The organism is Micromonospora sp. LOL_013 (assembly GCF_048060315.1).
Taxonomy (GTDB): domain Bacteria; phylum Actinomycetota; class Actinomycetes; order Mycobacteriales; family Micromonosporaceae; genus Micromonospora_E.
Map to the genome: position 1 here is coordinate 1 of NZ_JBHMIQ010000033.1, position 18043 is coordinate 18043.

At 70.0% G+C, this 18043-nt stretch carries 15 protein-coding genes; 9 read left to right on the forward strand and 6 right to left on the reverse strand.

Annotation, left to right across the window (positions count from 1 at the left end):
* Nucleotides 1–577: 577 nt before the first annotated feature.
* Nucleotides 578–1186, reverse strand: a complete 609-nt coding sequence (locus ACFHWS_RS20980; RefSeq protein WP_416556626.1) for a hypothetical protein — start codon at nt 1184–1186, stop codon at nt 578–580.
* Nucleotides 1183–2100 (reverse strand): type 1 glutamine amidotransferase, encoded by a 918-nt coding sequence (locus ACFHWS_RS20985; protein ID WP_416568849.1) that lies wholly within the window; start codon nt 2098–2100, stop codon nt 1183–1185. The genes ACFHWS_RS20980 and ACFHWS_RS20985 overlap by 4 nt, the downstream gene beginning before the upstream one ends.
* Nucleotides 2101–2204: 104 nt before the next feature.
* On the opposite strand from ACFHWS_RS20985, the gene ACFHWS_RS20990 reads away from it, so the two are divergent.
* The 9 genes from ACFHWS_RS20990 (at nt 2205) to ACFHWS_RS21030 (ending at nt 12640) form a co-directional block, all read left to right on the forward strand.
* Nucleotides 2205–3563 (forward strand): condensation domain-containing protein, encoded by a 1359-nt coding sequence (locus ACFHWS_RS20990; RefSeq protein WP_416556628.1) that lies wholly within the window; start codon nt 2205–2207, stop codon nt 3561–3563.
* A gap of 75 nt (nt 3564–3638) precedes the next feature.
* The gene (locus ACFHWS_RS20995; protein WP_416568850.1) at nt 3639–4766 is read left to right on the forward strand and encodes an LLM class flavin-dependent oxidoreductase; all 1128 of its coding nucleotides are present in this window, start codon (nt 3639–3641) and stop codon (nt 4764–4766) included.
* A gap of 5 nt (nt 4767–4771) precedes the next feature.
* Nucleotides 4772–5437 (forward strand): FMN reductase, encoded by a 666-nt coding sequence (locus tag ACFHWS_RS21000; protein WP_416568851.1) that lies wholly within the window; start codon nt 4772–4774, stop codon nt 5435–5437.
* Between the two features lie 96 nt (nt 5438–5533).
* Nucleotides 5534–7150, forward strand: coding sequence for a peptidase (locus ACFHWS_RS21005; protein ID WP_416568852.1), 1617 nt, complete (start codon nt 5534–5536; stop codon nt 7148–7150).
* Nucleotides 7151–7624: 474 nt separating this feature from the next.
* The gene (locus ACFHWS_RS21010; protein ID WP_416568879.1) at nt 7625–8257 is read left to right on the forward strand and encodes an ABC transporter ATP-binding protein; all 633 of its coding nucleotides are present in this window, start codon (nt 7625–7627) and stop codon (nt 8255–8257) included.
* Nucleotide 8258: 1 nt separating this feature from the next.
* Nucleotides 8259–9794 carry a DUF6297 family protein gene (locus tag ACFHWS_RS21015; RefSeq protein ID WP_416556632.1) on the forward strand — a complete coding sequence of 512 codons (1536 nt, stop codon included), beginning with the start codon at nt 8259–8261 and terminating at the stop codon, nt 9792–9794.
* A gap of 199 nt (nt 9795–9993) precedes the next feature.
* A complete protein-coding gene (locus ACFHWS_RS21020) occupies nt 9994–10404 on the forward strand; it encodes an ArsR/SmtB family transcription factor (RefSeq protein ID WP_416556633.1) in 411 nt (136 codons plus the stop codon).
* 298 nt (nt 10405–10702) lie between these two features.
* Nucleotides 10703–11200 (forward strand): hypothetical protein, encoded by a 498-nt coding sequence (locus ACFHWS_RS21025; RefSeq protein WP_416556634.1) that lies wholly within the window; start codon nt 10703–10705, stop codon nt 11198–11200.
* A gap of 144 nt (nt 11201–11344) precedes the next feature.
* Nucleotides 11345–12640 carry a serine hydrolase domain-containing protein gene (locus ACFHWS_RS21030; RefSeq protein ID WP_416556635.1) on the forward strand — a complete coding sequence of 432 codons (1296 nt, stop codon included), beginning with the start codon at nt 11345–11347 and terminating at the stop codon, nt 12638–12640.
* 101 nt (nt 12641–12741) lie between these two features.
* Here ACFHWS_RS21030 and ACFHWS_RS21035 read toward each other — a convergent pair whose 3' ends face one another.
* The 4 genes from ACFHWS_RS21035 to ACFHWS_RS21050 all read right to left on the reverse strand — a co-directional run bounded on the left by ACFHWS_RS21035 (nt 12742) and on the right by ACFHWS_RS21050 (nt 18014).
* Entirely contained in the window at nt 12742–13431 is a 690-nt protein-coding gene (locus tag ACFHWS_RS21035; RefSeq protein ID WP_416556680.1) for a class I SAM-dependent methyltransferase, read from the reverse strand.
* A 53-nt stretch (nt 13432–13484) separates the two neighbouring features.
* Nucleotides 13485–13688: a cold-shock protein gene (locus ACFHWS_RS21040; protein ID WP_123604240.1), complete on the reverse strand. Its 204-nt coding sequence runs from the start codon at nt 13686–13688 to the stop codon at nt 13485–13487.
* A gap of 241 nt (nt 13689–13929) precedes the next feature.
* Nucleotides 13930–16887: a DUF5682 family protein gene (locus tag ACFHWS_RS21045; protein ID WP_416568880.1), complete on the reverse strand. Its 2958-nt coding sequence runs from the start codon at nt 16885–16887 to the stop codon at nt 13930–13932.
* Nucleotides 16888–16898: 11 nt separating this feature from the next.
* Nucleotides 16899–18014: an ATP-binding protein gene (locus ACFHWS_RS21050; RefSeq protein WP_281552650.1), complete on the reverse strand. Its 1116-nt coding sequence runs from the start codon at nt 18012–18014 to the stop codon at nt 16899–16901.
* Nucleotides 18015–18043: the final 29 nt, after the last annotated feature.

Here is an 18043-nt window from a genome sequence, read left to right on the forward strand (position 1 = left end):
GGGCCGTCTCATTTATCGGGGGGTCCACTGTGGGTTATCGGGGCCCTGCTGAATAAGCCTCAGTGGTGGCGCTTACGGTGGCGGACGACGTGTAGCTCACCGATGCGGTGATGCTGGCGACCTTCTCGACTGACCTGGTTTGGCTACCTGAGCCACCTGTCGGAATCGAGAAGTATTGGGCGTGCGTCACGGTGCGGGTCGAGGATGTTGACGTGAAACTTACGTCGTAAGAGTATGGACTGCATTCCGTCGGGACCAACTCGGTGTCGATGTCTGACGAATAGGCCTGGGTGGGACTGGATGGACCCGCTAATGCTGTGGCGGCTGTCAGTGTGAGGGCTGCTGAGAATGCGACCAACCTTTTGCCTGCTGACACGCTGCCTCCAGCTGGGTGGGGTGATGCAGAAGATGTGCTCGTGGGTTTATTTTAAGTCATCTGGGATGCGTTGTCGAGTTCATAGTAAATTAACATTCACGTTCATGGTCGTCCTGATCTGATTTCCCAAGAGAAGACCGGCCGCCGACCAGCAGAGCCCGGCGGTTGAGCCGAACTGCGCCAGCCTTCCACCACTCATGATCAGCGTCGGTTGACCTGCAGGAGGGCGGTGTAGGTGTCGCGGAGGGCGGTGAGGCGGTCGCGGCGGAACCGGCCCGGTTCGCGTCGTCGCATCCGTCGTCCGGTGTCGCTGGTGATGGCGTCGGCCGGCACCTCGTCGACGTCGGCCGGGATGAACTTCAGCACCTCGTCGAGCGCGGCGATCGCCCGGGACAGGGCAGCCGTGGCACGCCGCCGCTGAGCGGGGTCGAGCGTGACCGGGTCGGCAGCAGCAGGCCCGGCAACAGCAGGCCCGGCGGTGGCGAAGTCGGCGGGGACCAGGGCGGCGTACCGGTCGGCGACGGCAAGCCACTCGCCGGGGTCGATGAGCTGCGACGGCTCCGGGCCACCGTACGAGAAAGCAGCGCCGGCCGGCGGGCGCACCGGCTCGGCGGGCAGCCGGAACAGGAACTCCCGTGCGGTGGCACAGCCGGCACAGCTGCGGTGGTAGCGGGTGGCCAGGTCGCCGTCGGTGAGCGCGACGACCTCGACCTGCGGCTCGAACTGCGTTTCACCGCAGTCGCACGAACGCAGCTCGACGTAGAGGCGTGCTTCGGCGCTGCTGCGCGCCGCCGGCAGAATGACGCTCACAGCACACCGCCGACCGCTGCCGGCACCCCGCCCTGAGCACCAACATCAACACTGGCAACTACACCGGCATCGGTGGACGGCGTACCGGTCGAAGCGGTGTCAGGCCGGACACCCGGGCGGACGTGGTACCGCAGCCAGTTGGCGACCAGCCGCCGCGAGGTCGCGACGATCTGCGCCTCACGGGCGTACAGGGTGGCGGTGAAGGCGTCAAGGTCGGCGTCGTCCGGGCCGATCCAGCCTTCGCGTACCAGCGCGCCGCGTCGGCTGCGGGCCAGCGCCGAAATGATGCTCGCGGTGATCTCGGGGTGGGCCTGGATCGTCCGTACGGTTGGACCGATGGCCAGCGCCTCGTTGCGGTAGGCCCGGCTGTACGCCAACTCGACGACCGCCCCTTCGGGGGCCCGCGCCGGCACCTGCTCGACCACGTCGACGTGCGAGGTGAACAGGTTGAACTCGTCGGGCAGCCCGGTGAACAGCGGCTCACCCCGGCCGGCCGGGGTGAGCCGTACCGTGTCGACGCCGAACCGGCGGCCGTGCCCGCCGATCGCCGCCCGCCCGCCGACCGACTCGGCGCGGGCCTGATGCGACCAGCAGATGTGCAGCTCGGGTACGCCGGCCCGAGCGGCGGCGCGGAAGAACTCCTTGGTCCGGGTGATCCACGGCAGCTTCTCGTACGCGGAGTGCCCGGAGCCGCCGCCGATGACCGCGTCGGCCTCGATGGTGTCGGGCAGTGGCTGACCGTCGGCGACGTCGACGGTGACGATCTGCGCCGGATCCAGCCCGGTGGCGGCGGCTATCCACTGGGGATAGCCGGGGAGGCCGAGGGCGGTCAGTGCAGCGTGTTCCTGGGTGTTGACGAAGAGCAGGCGGATCCGGTCCCGGACCCGGTGGGCGGTGCGTGCGTGGTGGGGCACCTGCCGGAGACTACCGCCCAGGCGGAGATCATCGGCCGATCGGTCGAAGGAAAGCGCTTCCTCGACCCTGTCGGGAAACGGCACACTCGCTGATACTGGTCGACGTGGTGACCGAACTGTCGACCGTGGGCCGGCGTACCGTGTCGTTCGTCGCGCCGGATCCGGCGCGCACCGCCCCGATCACCTGGGGCCAGCGGGCACTGTGGATGGCGCTCCGGCGGCACGGCACCAGCCAGACGATGTTCGCCCTGAAACGGCACGTCCCCGTGCCCCGCCGGGTACGCTCCGACCCCGAGCGGGTGTACGCGGCGATCGCCGCCCTGATGGTGCGGCACACCTCGCTGCGTACCCGGCTGGAGCTGGCCGGCGACGACCCTCGCCAGCTGGTCGCCGGCCGGGGAGACCTACCGGTGCTGGTGGTGCCGGCCGGATCGGCGGAACCGGTGGCGGTGGCACAGCGGGTCGCCGACGAGTTGGCGGCGGAGCCGTTCGCACACGCCGACGACTGGCCGCAGCGCGTCGCCGTGGTGACCCGCGACGGCGTACCGCACCAGGTGGTGGTGGTGTTCAGCCACACCACGGTCGACTTCCGGGCGGCCGAGCTGGTGCTGCGTGACCTGCGGCTGCTGCTGGCCCGGGGCCGGATCGACAACGCACCCGGCCCGCAGTCGGCGGACGTCGCCGACCTGGAGCAGCGGGAAAGCCACCGGCGGCGGTCGGCGCGGGCGGCGGCGTACTGGGTGGAGGTGACCCGCCGGTTGTCGCGTGACACCCGGATGCCGCAGCGGGTGCCGGCCACCCCGCGTTTCCGGCGGGGCGTGCTGACGTCGGCGGCGGCGGACACCGCGACCAGGATGCTCGCCGTACGGCATCGGACGACCACCTCGACGGTGCTGCTCGCGGCGGCGGCGCTGGTGGTCGGCGAATGCTCCGGCAACGACCTGGTCGGCATGCACACGATGGTCAACAACCGGATGCTGGACGGCTATCCGGAGGCGATCGCCAAGCTCAACCAGCTGGCCCTGGTGCCGGTCGACCTGACCGGCGACCGCCGGATGGCGTACCTGCTGCCCCGGGTGTGGCGGGCGGCGCTCGACGGGTACCGGCACGCCTACTACGACCCGCAGACGTTGAGTGACGCGTTCGGCGCGGCTGGTCTGCCGTACGCGACCGGGGTGAGCCCGCACTGCTATCTGAACGACATCCGGCTGTCGGCGGACAGCGACCTGTTCGGCCGCGACGTCGACGAGGCGACGGTACGCGGCGCGATGGCCGGCACCACGTTCCGGCTGGCCGAGCGGATCGAGCGGTTCACCTGGCGGACCCGGATCGAGATCGTCGACCGGCCGGACGGGCTGGGGCTGGGGCTGACCGCCGACACCACCTACTTCTCGACCGACGACATCGAGCGGTTCCTGCGGGCGCTGGAGGCCCACCTCATCGACGGCGCGTTCGCGGAATAGTTGACGCAGCAACTATGTTTGGCCGGGTAGTCCGAGGGAATTCCAACCGGCCCTCGCCGCGAGGAGGAGCAGACCATGCAGTTCGGCGTCTTCAGCGTCGGTGACGTCACCGTCGACCCGACCAACGGTCGGGAGCCGACCGAGCGTGAGCGGATCAAGGCCATGGTCGCCATCGCGCTCAAGGCCGAAGAGGTCGGCCTGGACGTCTTCGCCACCGGCGAGCACCACAACCCGCCGTTCGTGCCGTCGTCGCCGACCACCATGCTCGGCTACGTCGCGGCGAAGACCGAGCGGCTGCTGCTGTCCACCGCGACCACGCTGATCACCACCAACGACCCGGTGAAGATCGCCGAGGACTACGCGATGCTGCAGCACCTCGCCGACGGCCGGGTCGACCTGATGATGGGGCGCGGCAACACCGGCCCCGTCTACCCGTGGTTCGGCCAGGACATCCGCAACGGTATCCCGCTGACCATCGAGAACTACGACCTGCTGCGCCGGCTGTGGCGCGAGGACGTCGTCAACTGGCAGGGCAAGTTCCGTACCCCGCTGCAGAGTTTCACCTCGACGCCGCGCCCGCTCGACGGCGTACCGCCGTTCGTCTGGCACGGCTCGATCCGCAGCCCGGAGGTCGCCGAGCAGGCCGCCTACTACGGCGACGGCTTCTTCGCCAACCACATCTTCTGGCCGAAGGAGCACACCCAGCGGATGGTCGGGCTCTACCGGGAGCGGTTCGCCCATTACGGCCACGGCTCCGCCGACCAGGCGATCGTTGGCCTCGGCGGGCAGGTGTTCATGCGCCGCAACTCGCAGGACGCGGTGCGCGAGTTCCGGCCGTACTTCGACAACGCCCCGGTGTACGGGCACGGTCCGTCGTTGGAGGACTTCAGCTCGCAGACGCCGCTGACCGTCGGCAGCCCGCAGCAGGTCATCGACCGTACGCTGACCTTCCGCGAGTACGTCGGCGACTACCAGCGGCAGCTGTTCCTGGTCGATCACGCCGGTCTGCCGTTGAAGACGGTGCTGGAGCAGTTGGACATGCTCGGCGAGGAGGTCGTGCCGGTGCTGCGGCGCGAGTTCGCGGTGGGCCGGCCGGCACACGTGCCGGACGCACCCACCCACGCCTCCCTGGTCGCCGCCGCGGACGGCAGCACAGCAGACAGTACGGCTGACGCGGACTCGGCCGCGCCGGCTTCGGTGTGACGGCGATGACCACGAGCACCGGCCGCCGTCGGCTGGCGGTCGTCACCGCCGGCGTACGGCAGCCGTCGACCAGCCGGCTGCTCGCCGACCAGCTCGCCGCGGCGGTCCGCGACGAGCTGGCCGGCCTCGGCGGGCAGCTGGAGACGACGGTGATCGAGGTACGCGACCATGCCCACGAGGTGGTCGACAACACGCTGACCGGTTTCCCGGCACCGACGTTGAAGCAGGCGTTGGACGCGGTGGCGGCCGCCGACGGACTGGTCGCGGTCAGTCCGGTGTTCAACGCCGCGTACAGCGGGCTGTTCAAGGCCTTCTTCGACGTACTGCCGGAGGGTGCGCTGCTCGACAAGCCGGTCCTGATCGGTGCCACCGGCGGCACCGCCCGGCATTCGCTCACGTTGGAGCATGCCCTGCGGCCGATGTTCGCCTACCTGCGTGCGGTGGTGCTGCCGACCGCCGTCTTCGCCGGCCCCGAGGACTGGGCCGGGGAGAAGGTCGGCGACCAGGCCGCAGACAGCGGTGGCCAGGTCGGGGCGCTGCGCGGGCGGATCTCCCGGGCCGGTCGGGAGCTCGCCGCCGAGATGCACCGCCGGGAGCCGGTACGGGTGGCCGATCCGTTCGCGTTGACCACCGATTTCGAGCAGCTGCGGATGAACTCGAAGCGCGGGTGAAATCTCGGCCGCAATTGGTCCCGGTGGTGTGATTGGGGTGGCGGACTTCGTGGACTGTCGATAGAGTCCGGCTCCTGCCACGTCCACAGGAGAATCATGATGCTGAACGCAGCCGGCTGGCGCCGGTTCGGAGCCGGCACCCTGCTCGCCGGTGCCCTCGTCGTTGCCGCGGCCGCTCCGGCCGCTGCCCAGAATCCGGGGCCGGACCTGTTCGTCTCGTTCGACCGGGAGCCGGTCGCCGAGGTGGACCACTCCGGCGTCACCCTCGGCATGTACGTCTACAACTACGGCGATGCGCCGGCGAGCGACGTGACCATCGTCGTCGACGCCACCGGCGTCGACGACGCGGTGCAGCTGGCCGAGGGCTACCACCCCGGCTGCGAGATCGCCGACCGGGTCGTCAGCTGCGCGTACGGTGCCCTCGCCGTCGGACTGACCGACCACCTCTACCCGGTGCGGCTGGTCAGCCGGGCCGGTGCCCCGCCGGGTGACGCCGGCACAATGACCGTCACCATCAGCTCGGTCGAGCAGGACGCCAACCCGGCCGACAACACCGAGACCTTCCCGGTGACCGTACTGGCCTCCGGCCCTGACCTGGTCGCCATGGTCGACGACATCAACAGCGCAGCGGATCCGGTCGGGCCGGGCGACACCGCCCCGCTGTACGCTGCGGTGCTCAACGAGGGTGACAGCACCGCCGACAGCTACACGATCGGGCTGGGCCTGCCGACCGGAGTCGGCTTCGTCGACCAGTACACCGACTGTGACTACACCTCCTACTGGCCGAACGACCAGCAGGTGGAGGGGTACGCGTACGGCCCGAGTCGGGTCATCTGCGCACTGACCATCCCGCTGGCGCCGGGGGAGACCCTGTTCCTCGTCGACGAGCAGGGCGAGTCGCTGTTCGACCTGTACTTCGGCAACAACCTGGCCGGTCCGGGTGAGACGAGTGGGTCGTTCGAGGCGCGGCTCGGCGGTGGCGGCGGGTCGCCGATGCGGGCGTCGACGGCAGGCGGGAAGTCGATCAACGAGGCGCTGGCGAAGGCCCAGGCGTCGGCCGGCTCTTCGGCGGCGGCGCTGCTCGAGGAGATTGACACTGAGGACAACGTCGACTACTTCGCCGTACACACCAAGCCGAACACGTTCGACATCGCGGTGACGGCCGAGCCGGTGACCGGTGCGCCGGGCGAGACCGTCGACCTGACCTTCACCGTCGTCAACAACGGGCCGTCCGACGGCGGCGGTCCGGGTGTGACCGTCACCGCGCCGTCGGGCACCGTCCTGCTGCCGTCCGACTGGTGCTACACCGAGGGCGAGCCGGGCACCCGACTGCCCGAGTCACCGGCGCTGCGGTGCAACTTCGAGAGCCTCTTCCCGGCCACCGCGTCCGGCGGCGGGCGGATCACCCACACCCTCCAACTCAAGATCAAATCAACGCCGGGTACGGACGGGACGATCGTCGCCGAGAGCGTCGGTCCGTCGACCGAGTCCGACCCGTCGAACAACACCGTCGCCATCGTCTTCACCGGTGCGGGCGACGGCCCGGACGATGGTCCGGGCGGCGGCGGGGCCGGTAGCGGCGACGAACTGCCGATCACCGGCGCCTCGACCGGGATTATCGCGGCCGTCGGCGGCGCGGTGGTGCTGTTCGGTCTGCTGCTCTTCGCCGCTGGGCGACAGCGCGCGACAGTCACCGTCTCCTCCGCAGAATGACGCCGCATCGTCCGACGGTAGCTGGCTGGGTCGTCCGCAAGTGGGATCTCCCGCGCCTGAGTAAGATCCGTCTGGCTGGACCGGCCGGGAAATCTAGAGCCTCGTAAACAGGGCAGTCTGGCACCCCAGCATGTGATCGAACATCATCGGTGTATAGCCTCCCCTGTTCAGAGGGGATTTGACTGATCGAGGCGATGAAAGAAAGGTGCACCCGAACTGCGAGGATGTGGGTGTTGAGTCCATGTCCACAGCAGAGTCGGGTGCACCTTTCCGGTGAGTAAGATTAGCGGGTGGGATCAGCGGCTGGTCGTCGACTCGGGCGGGAAGGGCCTGGTCGGTCACGCGGGTGCGGTCCTGCTGCGCAGATGCGCTGATCGGACCAGTCTGACCAGCGGGTTGAACAAGGCCCTGCCGCGGGCGATGCGATGCGAATTCTACGGCGGAATGCGGAGTCCTGATCTTGAGATTGCTGCGATGACCTCGGCTGTGAACATCCGGCAGGTGACTGTCACCTACGGCTCGACGCTGGTGCTGGACGGTATCGACCTACGGGTTCCCGAGGGCGCCGCCGTCGCGCTTGTCGGTGAGAACGGTGCCGGCAAGTCCACCCTGCTGCGCTGCATCACCGGCCTTCAGGAGCCGTCCGCCGGCGACATCTCCGTCTTCGAAGCAGCGCCCGGACGCGGCGCGGACTTCTGGCGGCAGGTCGCCACCACGGTGGAGTCGCACAGCTGGTATCAGGGCCTGACCGTGCGCGAGCACCTCGACCTGGTCCGGGTGGTGAACGGCGGCGACCCTGGTGACGGGCACATCGACGAACTCTGCACGACCCTCGGCCTGACCGGGCTCTGCGACAGCCTGCCCATCACGCTCTCCTCCGGCCAGCGCCAGCGTTTCCTGCTTGCCGCGACGCTCGTACGGCCCAGCCGGCTGCTCGTCCTCGACGAGCCCGAGCAGCGTCTCGACACACGGATCAAGCGTGCGATCGCTACGCACCTGCGGTCGTACGTAAGGGCTGGCGGCACGCTGATCATGGCGAGCCACGACGACGGGTTCCGGGTTGGCGTCGGCGCGGACGAAATCGTGCTTACCCGCCCGGAGAGCTGAGGTGACCGCGATCGAGGCCCCGGTCCGGCGCGGCGCCCCCGCTGCCGTCGATGCCCGCCGCTGGATTCGCCGCCGCCGCATCGCCGCCGAGGGCCGCGCAGACATCGGCACGGTCTACGCGGTGGCCCTCGCTCTACTGATGGCCGTCGTGCTCCTTGGACAGCCGTTAGTTCGCGTCGTATGGCCGTTGGACGCGCCCGACAGGGACTTGGCGCTGACTCCGATCCTCGGGGCGGTGGCCGTCTTCGCCGCGTTCGTCGTCGTACTGCGTCAGCTCGGTCCGTTGGTGGTCAGCCGTAGCGACGCCACCTGGCTGCTGCCGGCTCCGCTCCCCCGACGTACCCTGCTCGCACCGGCGCTCACACTGACCATCGCCGCCGCGCTTGTCGTCGGTGCCGTCACCGGTATCGCCGTGACCGGGCACATCGCCGCCCGCCCGGCCGGGCTCCTGGTGCTGGGGGCCGCCGCCATCACCGGCATGGCGGCCGCGGTCCTCGCGACGCTGCTCGCGCTTGCTTGCCAACTGCGGCCCTCCCTCGCCCGGCTCGCTGACGGCATCGGCATCGCGATCGGCGCAGGCTGCCTTGTCCTGGCCGCCGCGCTGCGTACCACTGGCAACCACCGCCTGCCCTCCCCGCTCATACCGCCCGTGGTAGTGCTTGCTGCTGGTGCCGCAGCCTTGGCTGTCGGGCTGATCGCGGTAGTGCTGACCTGGCGAGGGCTGGAGAATTGGCCGATCGCGCCGATCGCCGAGGCGTCGATCAACGCAGGTGCGTACGCCGATGTCGTCTATGCGGTCGAACCCTCCTACCTGACTGAGATGAGCGCCCGCCGCTTCTGGCGCAGCCGCACCCGTATACGGACGACGCGCCTGCTGCCTGCCCGCCGGGTTCCGCCGCTCATCGCCCAGGATCTGATCATCCTACGACGCAAGGCAGCGCGGCTGTGGTGGCCGGTCGGCGCGGCCGCCGTCCCGGTCTACCTCGCCGATGGTCCCGCCTGGCTCCTTCTCGGCGTGGTCCTGATCGGCGCGCTCGCCGCCGCCGGCCTCACTGCGGAATCCATCCACGGCGACGCCTCGAACCCGGCGATGCTGCGGCTGCTCGGTACAACAGGCCGCCAGATGACCGTTCAGCGGCTCGTGGTTCCCGCTATCGTCGCAGGTGTATGGCTCGCCGTCACCCTGGCCGCACTACAGGCCGCCGGCTCGCTCGTCGGACCGTGGTGGGCGCTCGGTCTGCTGGCCGGCCCGGCCGTCGCGGTGGGCGCCTTCCAACGGGCGAAGGCGAGCGCCGTCTCGATCGGCACCATCCTGGTCGACACACCGTTCGGGGCGTTCCCCGCCGGCATGCTGCTGTGGCTCCTCAACGGCATCGACGTCCTAGCCGTCCTGACTTTGCCGGTCTCGGCCGGCCTCGTGATGCTGCAGGCACCAGAGGCGCCTGGCTGGCATTGGCTGCTCGCGCAGGCGGTTGTTTCGGCGCTGGGGTGTGTCCTCCTGGTGCGGAGATCCGGCAGCGCCGTTGGTTCACTCTGACCGCCGAAGTCGGTGCGAAATTTCCTGGTCCCACTATGGCCTCTCGAGCAGTTTGACTGTCACCATCGGTGCCGACCGTGGTCGTAGTGGACCGGAACCTACGCGAGCGCGCACGATTAGAGTATGGAGTCGATCGACCTTCGCATCTGGGAGCTCGAGCAACGGGTCGCCGACCTGACCGCCCGGCTGGATCTTGTCGATGCGCTTGCCGGCCGAGGTGGCCGACCGGCAAGCGCACCAGGGAGAGGGCGTCACCCTCCCGGGCAGAGTACGTCTGTCCAGCGGTGAGCAGTGCGACTTTCGGGACAGCGCCACCATGGAGGAACCTCTCGCCGCCGACTGGACGGAGATGGCTGGCCAGCTCGGTGCTCTCGGACATCCGGTGCGACTGCTGCTCTTGCGTCAGATCCTTGCCGGCGTCCGGCACTCCGCAGATTTGGCTGTCGAGGCCGGACTCGGCACGACCAGTCAGCTATACTATCACCTGCGCCAGCTGATCAGCGCCGGCTGGCTGCACACGCCTTCCCGTGGTGTGTACGCAGCGCGTAACCCCCGTGTCGTGGCGCTGTTGGTCATCCTGGCGGAAATCCGCTGTGCGGCGCGTTCGTGACCGGGCCGGTCGCTCTCGTCGGACCGTCCCCCCGTCAGATCGTTCGTGAGTAGGGGTTGTTGCTGGTCAACAGGTACCAGTACCGGACCGGCTGTCAGTGGGCGTACCTGCCATACGACCTGCCGCCGAAGTCGGCCCCGGGTGGTCGCCTGCGTCCCGGCACAGGCGCAGGCACGGGCGTCAACGGCAGGCGGGAAGTCGATCAACGGGGCGCTGGCGAAGGCTCAGGCGTCGGCGGGCCGCTCGGCGGCATCGCTCCTCGAAAAGATCGACACCGAGGAGATCGACACCGAGGACAATGTCGACCACTTCGCCGTGGACACCAACCAGGCCGAACGCGTTCGACATCGCGGTCACGGCCGCGCCGGTGACCGGTGCGCCGGGCGAGACCGTCGACCTGACCTTAACCGTGGTCAACAACGGGCCGTCCGACGGCGGCGGTCCGGGCGTGACCGTCATCGCTCCGTCGGGCGCCGTCCTGCTGCCGTCGGACTGGTGCCACACCGAGGGCGAGCCGGGGACGCGACTGCCCGAGTCGGCGGCGCTGCGGTGCAACTTCGAGAGCCTCTTCCCGGCCACCGCGTCCGGCGGCGGGCGGATCACCCACACCCTCCAACTCATGATCAAATCGACGCCGGGTACGGACGGAACGATCGTCGCCGAGAGCATCGGGCCGTCCACCGAGTCCGACCCGTCGAACAACACCGTCCCGATCGTCTTCACCGGCGCCGGCGACGGCCCGGACGTTTGCGTCGGAGCGGTCGCGGTGGCGCTCGGTGTCGCGCACTGCTGCTGACCGTACGGCGGGGGGCCACGGTGACCATCTCCGCTCCAGAGTGACCACCGCCGGCGGGCAGGAGACCGGGTCGTCCGCCAGCGGGAGCCGGCTCTCGCACCTGAGCACGATGCGTCACACCGGCCAGGCCGTCAACCTGTAAGTATGTCTAGCCTTTTCAGGACGCTCCGGGTCGCCGCTACCAGCGTGACGTTGGTGGCGGCGATCGCCGTCGTGCCGGCTTCTGCCGCGGCACGACCCAGCCCCTCCGCCGGTCCGTCCACCGGTGGATCCACGTCGGGCGGCTCGTCCGGCGGCGCTATCGACCGCGCCGAGCTGCAGTCCGTACTCGAGGACGTGCCGGAAGCCGGCGTACCCGGCGTCCTGGCCGCCGTCCGCGACGGCCGGCACGAGTGGCAGGCCGCCGCCGGCCACGCGTACGCCACGAAACCCCGCCCGATGCAGCCCCGGATGCGCCACCGGATCGGCAGCATCACCAAGACGTTCGTCGCCACCACGGTGCTGCAGTTGGTTGACGAAGGCCGGCTCGGGCTCGACGACCCGATTGGGCAGTGGCTGCCCGAGACGGTGCCCGGCGAGGTCGGCGAGCAGGTCACCGTACGGATGCTGCTCAACCACACCAGTGGCATCGGCAACTACACCAACGCGATGATCACCTCGCACGCCGCCATCAGCCAGATGCAGGTCACCACGTACCCGCCGGCGGATCTGGTGGCGACGGGCCTGGCGATGCCGCCGACCAACGCGCCCGGCGCGATGTTCAGCTACTCCAACACCAACTACATCCTCGCCGGCCTGCTGATCGAGGCGGTCACCGGCAACGACCCCGTCGTCGAGGTGCAGCGACGCATCCTGCGACCGCTGCGGCTGCACGGTACCTACTTCCCCGGCGTCGACCCGACGATCCGCGGCCCGCACGGTGGCGCCTACCTCGCGTCGTACGGTGTGCGGGACCTCGGCGAGTTCAACATGAGCTGGGTGTGGACCGCCGGCGAGATGATCGCCACCACCGCCGACCTGAACACGTTCTACCGGGCGCTGCTCGGCGGTGAACTGCTCGACGCGGACACCCTCGACGAGATGCTCACCACGGTCCCGTTCGACCCGTCCACACCGCAGTTCGGCGGCTACGGGCTCGGTATCTACTCGGCGCCGCTGCCGTGCGGCGAGTTCTGGGGGCACGACGGCGCGGTGCTCGGCCACCTGACGATCTCGCTGCACAGCCGGGACGGTGCGCGCCAGCTCTCCACCGGCATCAACCTCAGCCACTACGAGGTCGGGTTCCCGGACGCGCACCCGGTCGACATCGCCTGGCAGACACTGCTGCTGACCGCGCTCTGCCCGACCGACGCGTCGGCGAGCCGGTCCACCGGTGCGGCCCAGCTGCCGCCCAGCGTCACCCGGCTGCCCGGCAACGCGGGGCCGGTACCGGTCGGATAGCCGTACGGCGACCGCTGGCCGTGGTCCCGGTTGCGCCGTCCGGCGCGCCGGGACCACGCGGCGGCCCTGCATCGCTTCCGCGCTCACTTGCTGACTTCAAGTCAGCGATGCGGCAGGAGGGTCAGTACCTGGGTACGGTCGAGCAACGAGTCCTCGGCGGCGCCTGCGTTCAGCTGGTGGTAGCTGACGACCGGTTCGAGCCGGTCGAAGGTGCAGTGGCCCCTGCCCGGGTCACCCACCAGCACCTGCACGCCCCGGTCGGCGAGCCGGCCGAGGAATGGCAGCACCCGGGTGGCGAGTTCGGCGTTGTACAACGCGTCGCCGGCCAGCACCAGGTCCACCTCGGTCACGGTGCCGTCGAGCAGGTCGTCGACGGTGGTGGTGAGCCGGGCGTCGTTGACCACGGCGTTGAGCGCTATCGCCGTCGCGGCGTACGGATCGATGTCGTTTGCGGTGACCGTCGCGGCACCAGCCATCGCCGCCGCGATGGCGACCAGCCCGGAGCCGGAGGCGACATCGAGCACCCGCCGCCCGGCGACCACGTCGGTGTTGTCGAGCAGGTAGCGGGCCAGTGCCTGACCGCCGGCCCACGCCGAGGCCCAGTACGGCGGCGGTAGCCGCCGGCCGGCGGCGGCTTCCAACCGGGCCCAGAGCAGGGTCGGATCGTCGGCGAGGAACAGCTGGATCTCCGCCGCGAGCGGCACCCTGGTCAGTCGGAGCTGGTCCGCTCCGCCGCTGTCGGCGCCGGCGGCGTCGTCGAAGAGTTGCCGTTGCAGGGGATCCGGTGCCAGCCCGCCCTGGGACGACGCCGTCAACGGTCGCGTCCCAAGGGACGGGGACAACCTCAGATCACCCGGATGTTCGCCGCCTGCAGGCCCTTCTGGCCCTGCTCGACGTCGAACTCCACCCGCTGGTTCTCTTCGAGGGTACGGAATCCGCTGGACGCGATCGCGGTGAAGTGGGCGAAGACGTCAGCTTCTCCGCTGTCCTGGGTGATGAAGCCGAAACCCTTGTCAGCGTTGAACCACTTCACGGTGCCGATTGCCATGTCTGCTCCTAGCCGGTGACGGGTCCGCGACGTGCGGACCTCTGCTGCCGCACTCATCAATCTCCGTCCGGAGAGACCGGCAGAATCTGCCAATGCCCGGCTGCTGCCGGCTGCGATCAGGCAGACGGCATGAAGAAATCAACTGCAACGCGGCAAACCTAGCATGTCGAGGGGTACGAGTGCCCCGCCCTCGCCGGTGCCGGCGGTGTACCGCCGGCACCGGCGCCCCCCCGGGTCACTGTCAACCGGCGGCGGGGACCAGTCCGACGTGGGCGGCGACCCCAGCCGCGCTCGTCGGGAACCTCTCCAACAGGTCGGCCACCGCCGGCTCCCCGGCGGCCGGTGGCGCGGCGGCTGCGCCACCGACCGGGTCGGCGGCGCAGCCCAGCAGGTCCGCCACCGCCACAGCGGCCAGTGGGAACTCGGCCAGCAGCTCCGGTGCCGGCCCGGACATCGCGTACCGGGCGGACTCCGCCGCAGGTGCCGCGCCGTCGCCCGCCGAGCCGGTCCGCGCGGCGATTGGGGCGACCGCGGCCCACGGCGGGGTCCAGGAGTCCAGCGCCGGCAGCGAGGCCGGGAAGGTACGGCCGGCCTCCCGGACCAGGATGGGCACCAACTCGCCGGCCTGCTCCCGCAGCGTGGTGATCAGCATCGGCAGCCAGGGCAGCAGCACCGGGTCGGGCAGCTGACCGAACGCCGCCGACAGCACCTCCACCACGAACGGTGTCAACGTCGGCACCGGCTCCAACGCCTGCACGAACCCGCTCAGGTAGTGCGGGAACGTCCCGACGGTGAGCGGGCTGGCCAGCAGATCGGCGCACCGCTCGCGCAGCTCGGCCAGCGGCAGCTGACCGAGCTGGGACTGCGCCGCCCAGTGCAACGCGATCTTCGCCGGTGCCTCCGGATGCGACTGGCGGACCGCCAGCTCCAGCTGGGTCCGGTCGCAACCCAACGCCATGGCGACGCTCTCCATGGTCATCAGGAAGCCCAGCATCGCCGCCACCTGCCGCAGCCCGGTCTCGTCGTCGACGAACGCGGTCGGCAGCAGGGTGCAGTAATGGGCGTACCCGGTGCTGACGAAGTCCTGGCACCAGGCCGGCAGCTCCGGCTCACCGCTGGTGCGGTAGTACGCCAGCAGCTGCCGGATCCGCTGCAACACCTCCGGTGCCCCGTCGGCGGTGCGTTCGGCGGCGAGTAACTGCACGGCACGGGCACCGAGCTCGTCGGTGAGCCGCCGGTTCTGCAGGAACAGCAGCGACTCCTCCACCGCGCCGAGGGCGTGCGCCGCCGTGGCCTGGGGATCCCAGGCCGCCCGGCGCAGCCGCTGCTCGAGCACCTGCTCGATGGTCACGCCCTCGTAGCCGAGCTCGATGATCGACCGCTGGTGGCGACCGATCGCGACGTCCCAGCTCTCCTGGACCGACTTTTCGCCGAGCCGCCGCTCGCCCATGATCGGCCGGACCACCTCCGGTGGCAGCAGCCGTCGCAGCATCCACAGCAGATCGGAGCAGGGTCGCAGCTCCGGCTGGCCGTGCAGGTCCAGCAGCGCCCGCTGGACGGTACGCCGCTTCGGGTCCAACCCGATGGGTGCCAGCCGGTCGTAGACGTCCCGGGCCAGCGGCGGCATCGCGTCGTAGCCGACCCGACCGATCCGGTCACCGCCGAACATGATCTCGCAGAGCCGGCGTACGTCACGCCGGCCCGGCACCACGTCCTTCTCGATGCAGGTGACCGCGGCGTCGGCGAAGTCGTACGGGGTGGGCCGGCGCCGGTTGCGCATCCCGGCCAGCAGCACCGCCGTCTCGAAGATGGCGATCGCGTCGGCGGTGCTGGCCAGGTAGCCGTTGCGCCGGGCCAGCCGGACGATGTCGACCGACCAGCCGCGCAACTCGGCCTCGTCGAGCTCACCGGGCCGGCTCGGGGCGGCCAGGAAGCCGCTGAGTCGGTCGTCACCGGGGGCCGCGGCCCCCGCCGTACCGCCGGCGGTCGGCCGCGCCGCCTTCTTCGTCTTGCGGGCCGAACTCTTACGGCCGCCCTGCTGCCCGGCCAGCTGGTACGGGGTGACCTTGCTGCCGGTCAGCGCCTTGCGCCAGGTGCTGGCGGCGATCGACACCGTGCCGCCGGCCAGCCCGAACTGTGCCTCGATCGCCGAGTGGCTGGACGGGATCAGCCCGTACCGCCACTTGGTGCCGGTCGGCGCGGTGATCTCGAACGGCGCGGTCGACCGTACGCCGAACTGCTCGACCCGGCTGGCGGCGTGGAACGCGCCGCAGACGTACAGGCAGTCGGCCGGGTCGGCACCGTAGGCGGCGAGATGGTCGCGCATCCGGGTCCACATGTAGCGTTCCCGGTCCTCGTCGCGGTCGAGTCGCGCCGCGTCGCTCGGCCGCAGCCGCCGGAACAGACTGCCGATCATGACCATGACCTGCCGGTACGTGTCGTGGTCGGCGCCGATCAGCGGCTGCTCGACGTACTGGTCCCACCATTCCGACCAGTGCCGCACCTTGCCGTGGTGCAGCAGGTACGCCTCCAACTCGGCGAACCCGGGGCGTAGGTCGCCGATGCCGACACCGACGGCGTCGCCGTGCAGCGCCTTCTCGTCGTCCTCGCCGCCGGCCTGGCCCTGCTGGTCCTGCCGTGCCGGTTCGTCGTCGCCGTCCGCCGGGGCGGCCGGGTCCGTCCGGTCGTCGGACTGCCACTGGAAGACGTGGTCGGTGGAGCGGTCCACCAGCAGCAGCTCCACCCCCGGCGTCTCCAGCGCGTACGCGATCGCCTGATATTCGGCGGACGCTTCGGTGATCGGCGCGATCACGCTCAACGGCCCCGACCCGGCGGGGAAGCCGTCCAGGTCGCTGGCGAAGGCCTGCAACGCCACCGGAAGCTCGCAGTTGCGCAGCTCGGTCAGCAGCGGCTGCATGTCCTCGCACAGCTCCAGGTAGATCACCTTGGGCTGTTTGTCGCGCAGCCGGCGGGCCATCGCCAACGCCGACGACGGGGAGTGGTGGCAGACCGGAAAGATCTCCAACTCCTCGCCGAGCGCGTGGTCGACGTCGTCGACCAGGCCGGCGAGGATGCCGGTCAGCGCGTCGGGCGAGTGGGCGAACGCCGTCGCGGCGTCCGCCAACTGCTCCCGCAACGCCCCGAACCGGCTGTCCGACGAGCCACCCGCGACCGGCGCACCCGTGACCGGCTCGCTCATGACGGGCTCGCTCATGACAGGGTCGCGATGCTCTGCCGGCCGCCTTCGAGGAAGGCCGGCCACTCGCCGCCGTCGGCCTTGCTGCGTGGCTCGATCACCCCGTGCCAGAACTTGTTCAGGATCGCCAGGTCCTCCGGGCTGCGCCGGGCCAGCGAACCGACCATGGAGCTGGCCAGCGTCTCGGCGCGCAGCGTCCGGTCGCCGAAGAACTGGCTGTGCAGGATCGCGTCCTCCAGCACACCGATCTGCTCGGCGGTGGACAGCGCCGACTCCAGCTTCTCGTCGTCGCTGGTCGCCGACGCGGCGGCCTTACGCAGGTCGGCGAAGCTCTGCAGCAGCACGTCCAGCAGGGTGGGCGGCACCTCCAGCTCGATCTGGTGGCGACGCAGCAGCTCGGTGGTGCGGAACCGGACGATCTCCGCTTCGCTGCGCCGGTTGGTGATCACCGGGATCCGGACGAAGTTGAACCGCCGCTTGAGCGCCGACGACAGGTCGTTGACGCCCCGGTCGCGGCTGTTCGCGGTGGCGATGATGGAGAAACCGGGCTGGGCGAAGACAATGTTGTCCGAGTCCAGCTCGGGAATGGAGACGTACTTCTCGGACAGGATCGAGATCAGTGCGTCCTGCACGTCGCTGGTGGAGCGGGTCAGCTCCTCGAACCGGCCGATGACGCCCTGCTCCATCGCGGTCATGATCGGCGACGGGATCATCGACTGCCGGGACTGGCCCTTGGCGATCACCATCGACACGTTCCACGAGTACTTGATGTGGTCCTCGGTGGTGCCGGCGGTGCCCTGCACCACCAGGGTCGAGTTGCGGCAGATCGCGGCCGCGAGCAGCTCGGCCAGCCAGCTCTTGCCGGTGCCCGGGTCGCCGATCAGCAGCAGCCCCCGGTCGGAGGCGAGGGTGACGATGCTGCGTTCGACGAAGCTGCGGTCACCGAACCACTTCTGCGGGACCTCGCGGTCGAGGCCGTCGGCGCGTTCCGAGCCGAGGATGAACAGACGCACCATCTTGGGGCTCAGCCGCCACGAGTACGGCTTCGGGCTGTCGTCGATCGATTCGAGCCAGTCGAGCTCCTCGGCGTACTTGATCTCGGCGGGGGCGCGCAGCATCTCTGCGGTCATGGTGCGGTTTCTCCTAGTCGAAGGGTGCT

What these genes read in the sequence shown, in the direction of transcription:
- ACFHWS_RS21040 (WP_123604240.1), bottom strand. Translation starts at nt 13,688, where the DNA reads ATGGCAATCGGCACCGTGAAGTGGTTCAACGCTGACAAGGGTTTCGGC.
- ACFHWS_RS21050 (WP_281552650.1), bottom strand. Translation starts at nt 18,014, where the DNA reads ATGACCGCAGAGATGCTGCGCGCCCCCGCCGAGATCAAGTACGCCGAG.
- ACFHWS_RS21000 (WP_416568851.1), top strand. Translation starts at nt 4,772, where the DNA reads ATGACCACGAGCACCGGCCGCCGTCGGCTGGCGGTCGTCACCGCCGGC.
- ACFHWS_RS21005 (WP_416568852.1), top strand. Translation starts at nt 5,534, where the DNA reads ATGATGCTGAACGCAGCCGGCTGGCGCCGGTTCGGAGCCGGCACCCTG.
- ACFHWS_RS20995 (WP_416568850.1), top strand. Translation starts at nt 3,639, where the DNA reads ATGCAGTTCGGCGTCTTCAGCGTCGGTGACGTCACCGTCGACCCGACC.
- ACFHWS_RS21025 (WP_416556634.1), top strand. Translation starts at nt 10,703, where the DNA reads ATGTCGACCACTTCGCCGTGGACACCAACCAGGCCGAACGCGTTCGAC.
- ACFHWS_RS21030 (WP_416556635.1), top strand. Translation starts at nt 11,345, where the DNA reads ATGTCTAGCCTTTTCAGGACGCTCCGGGTCGCCGCTACCAGCGTGACG.
- ACFHWS_RS21020 (WP_416556633.1), top strand. Translation starts at nt 9,994, where the DNA reads ATGCGCTTGCCGGCCGAGGTGGCCGACCGGCAAGCGCACCAGGGAGAG.
- ACFHWS_RS21045 (WP_416568880.1), bottom strand. Translation starts at nt 16,887, where the DNA reads ATGAGCGAGCCGGTCACGGGTGCGCCGGTCGCGGGTGGCTCGTCGGAC.
- ACFHWS_RS21010 (WP_416568879.1), top strand. Translation starts at nt 7,625, where the DNA reads ATGACCTCGGCTGTGAACATCCGGCAGGTGACTGTCACCTACGGCTCG.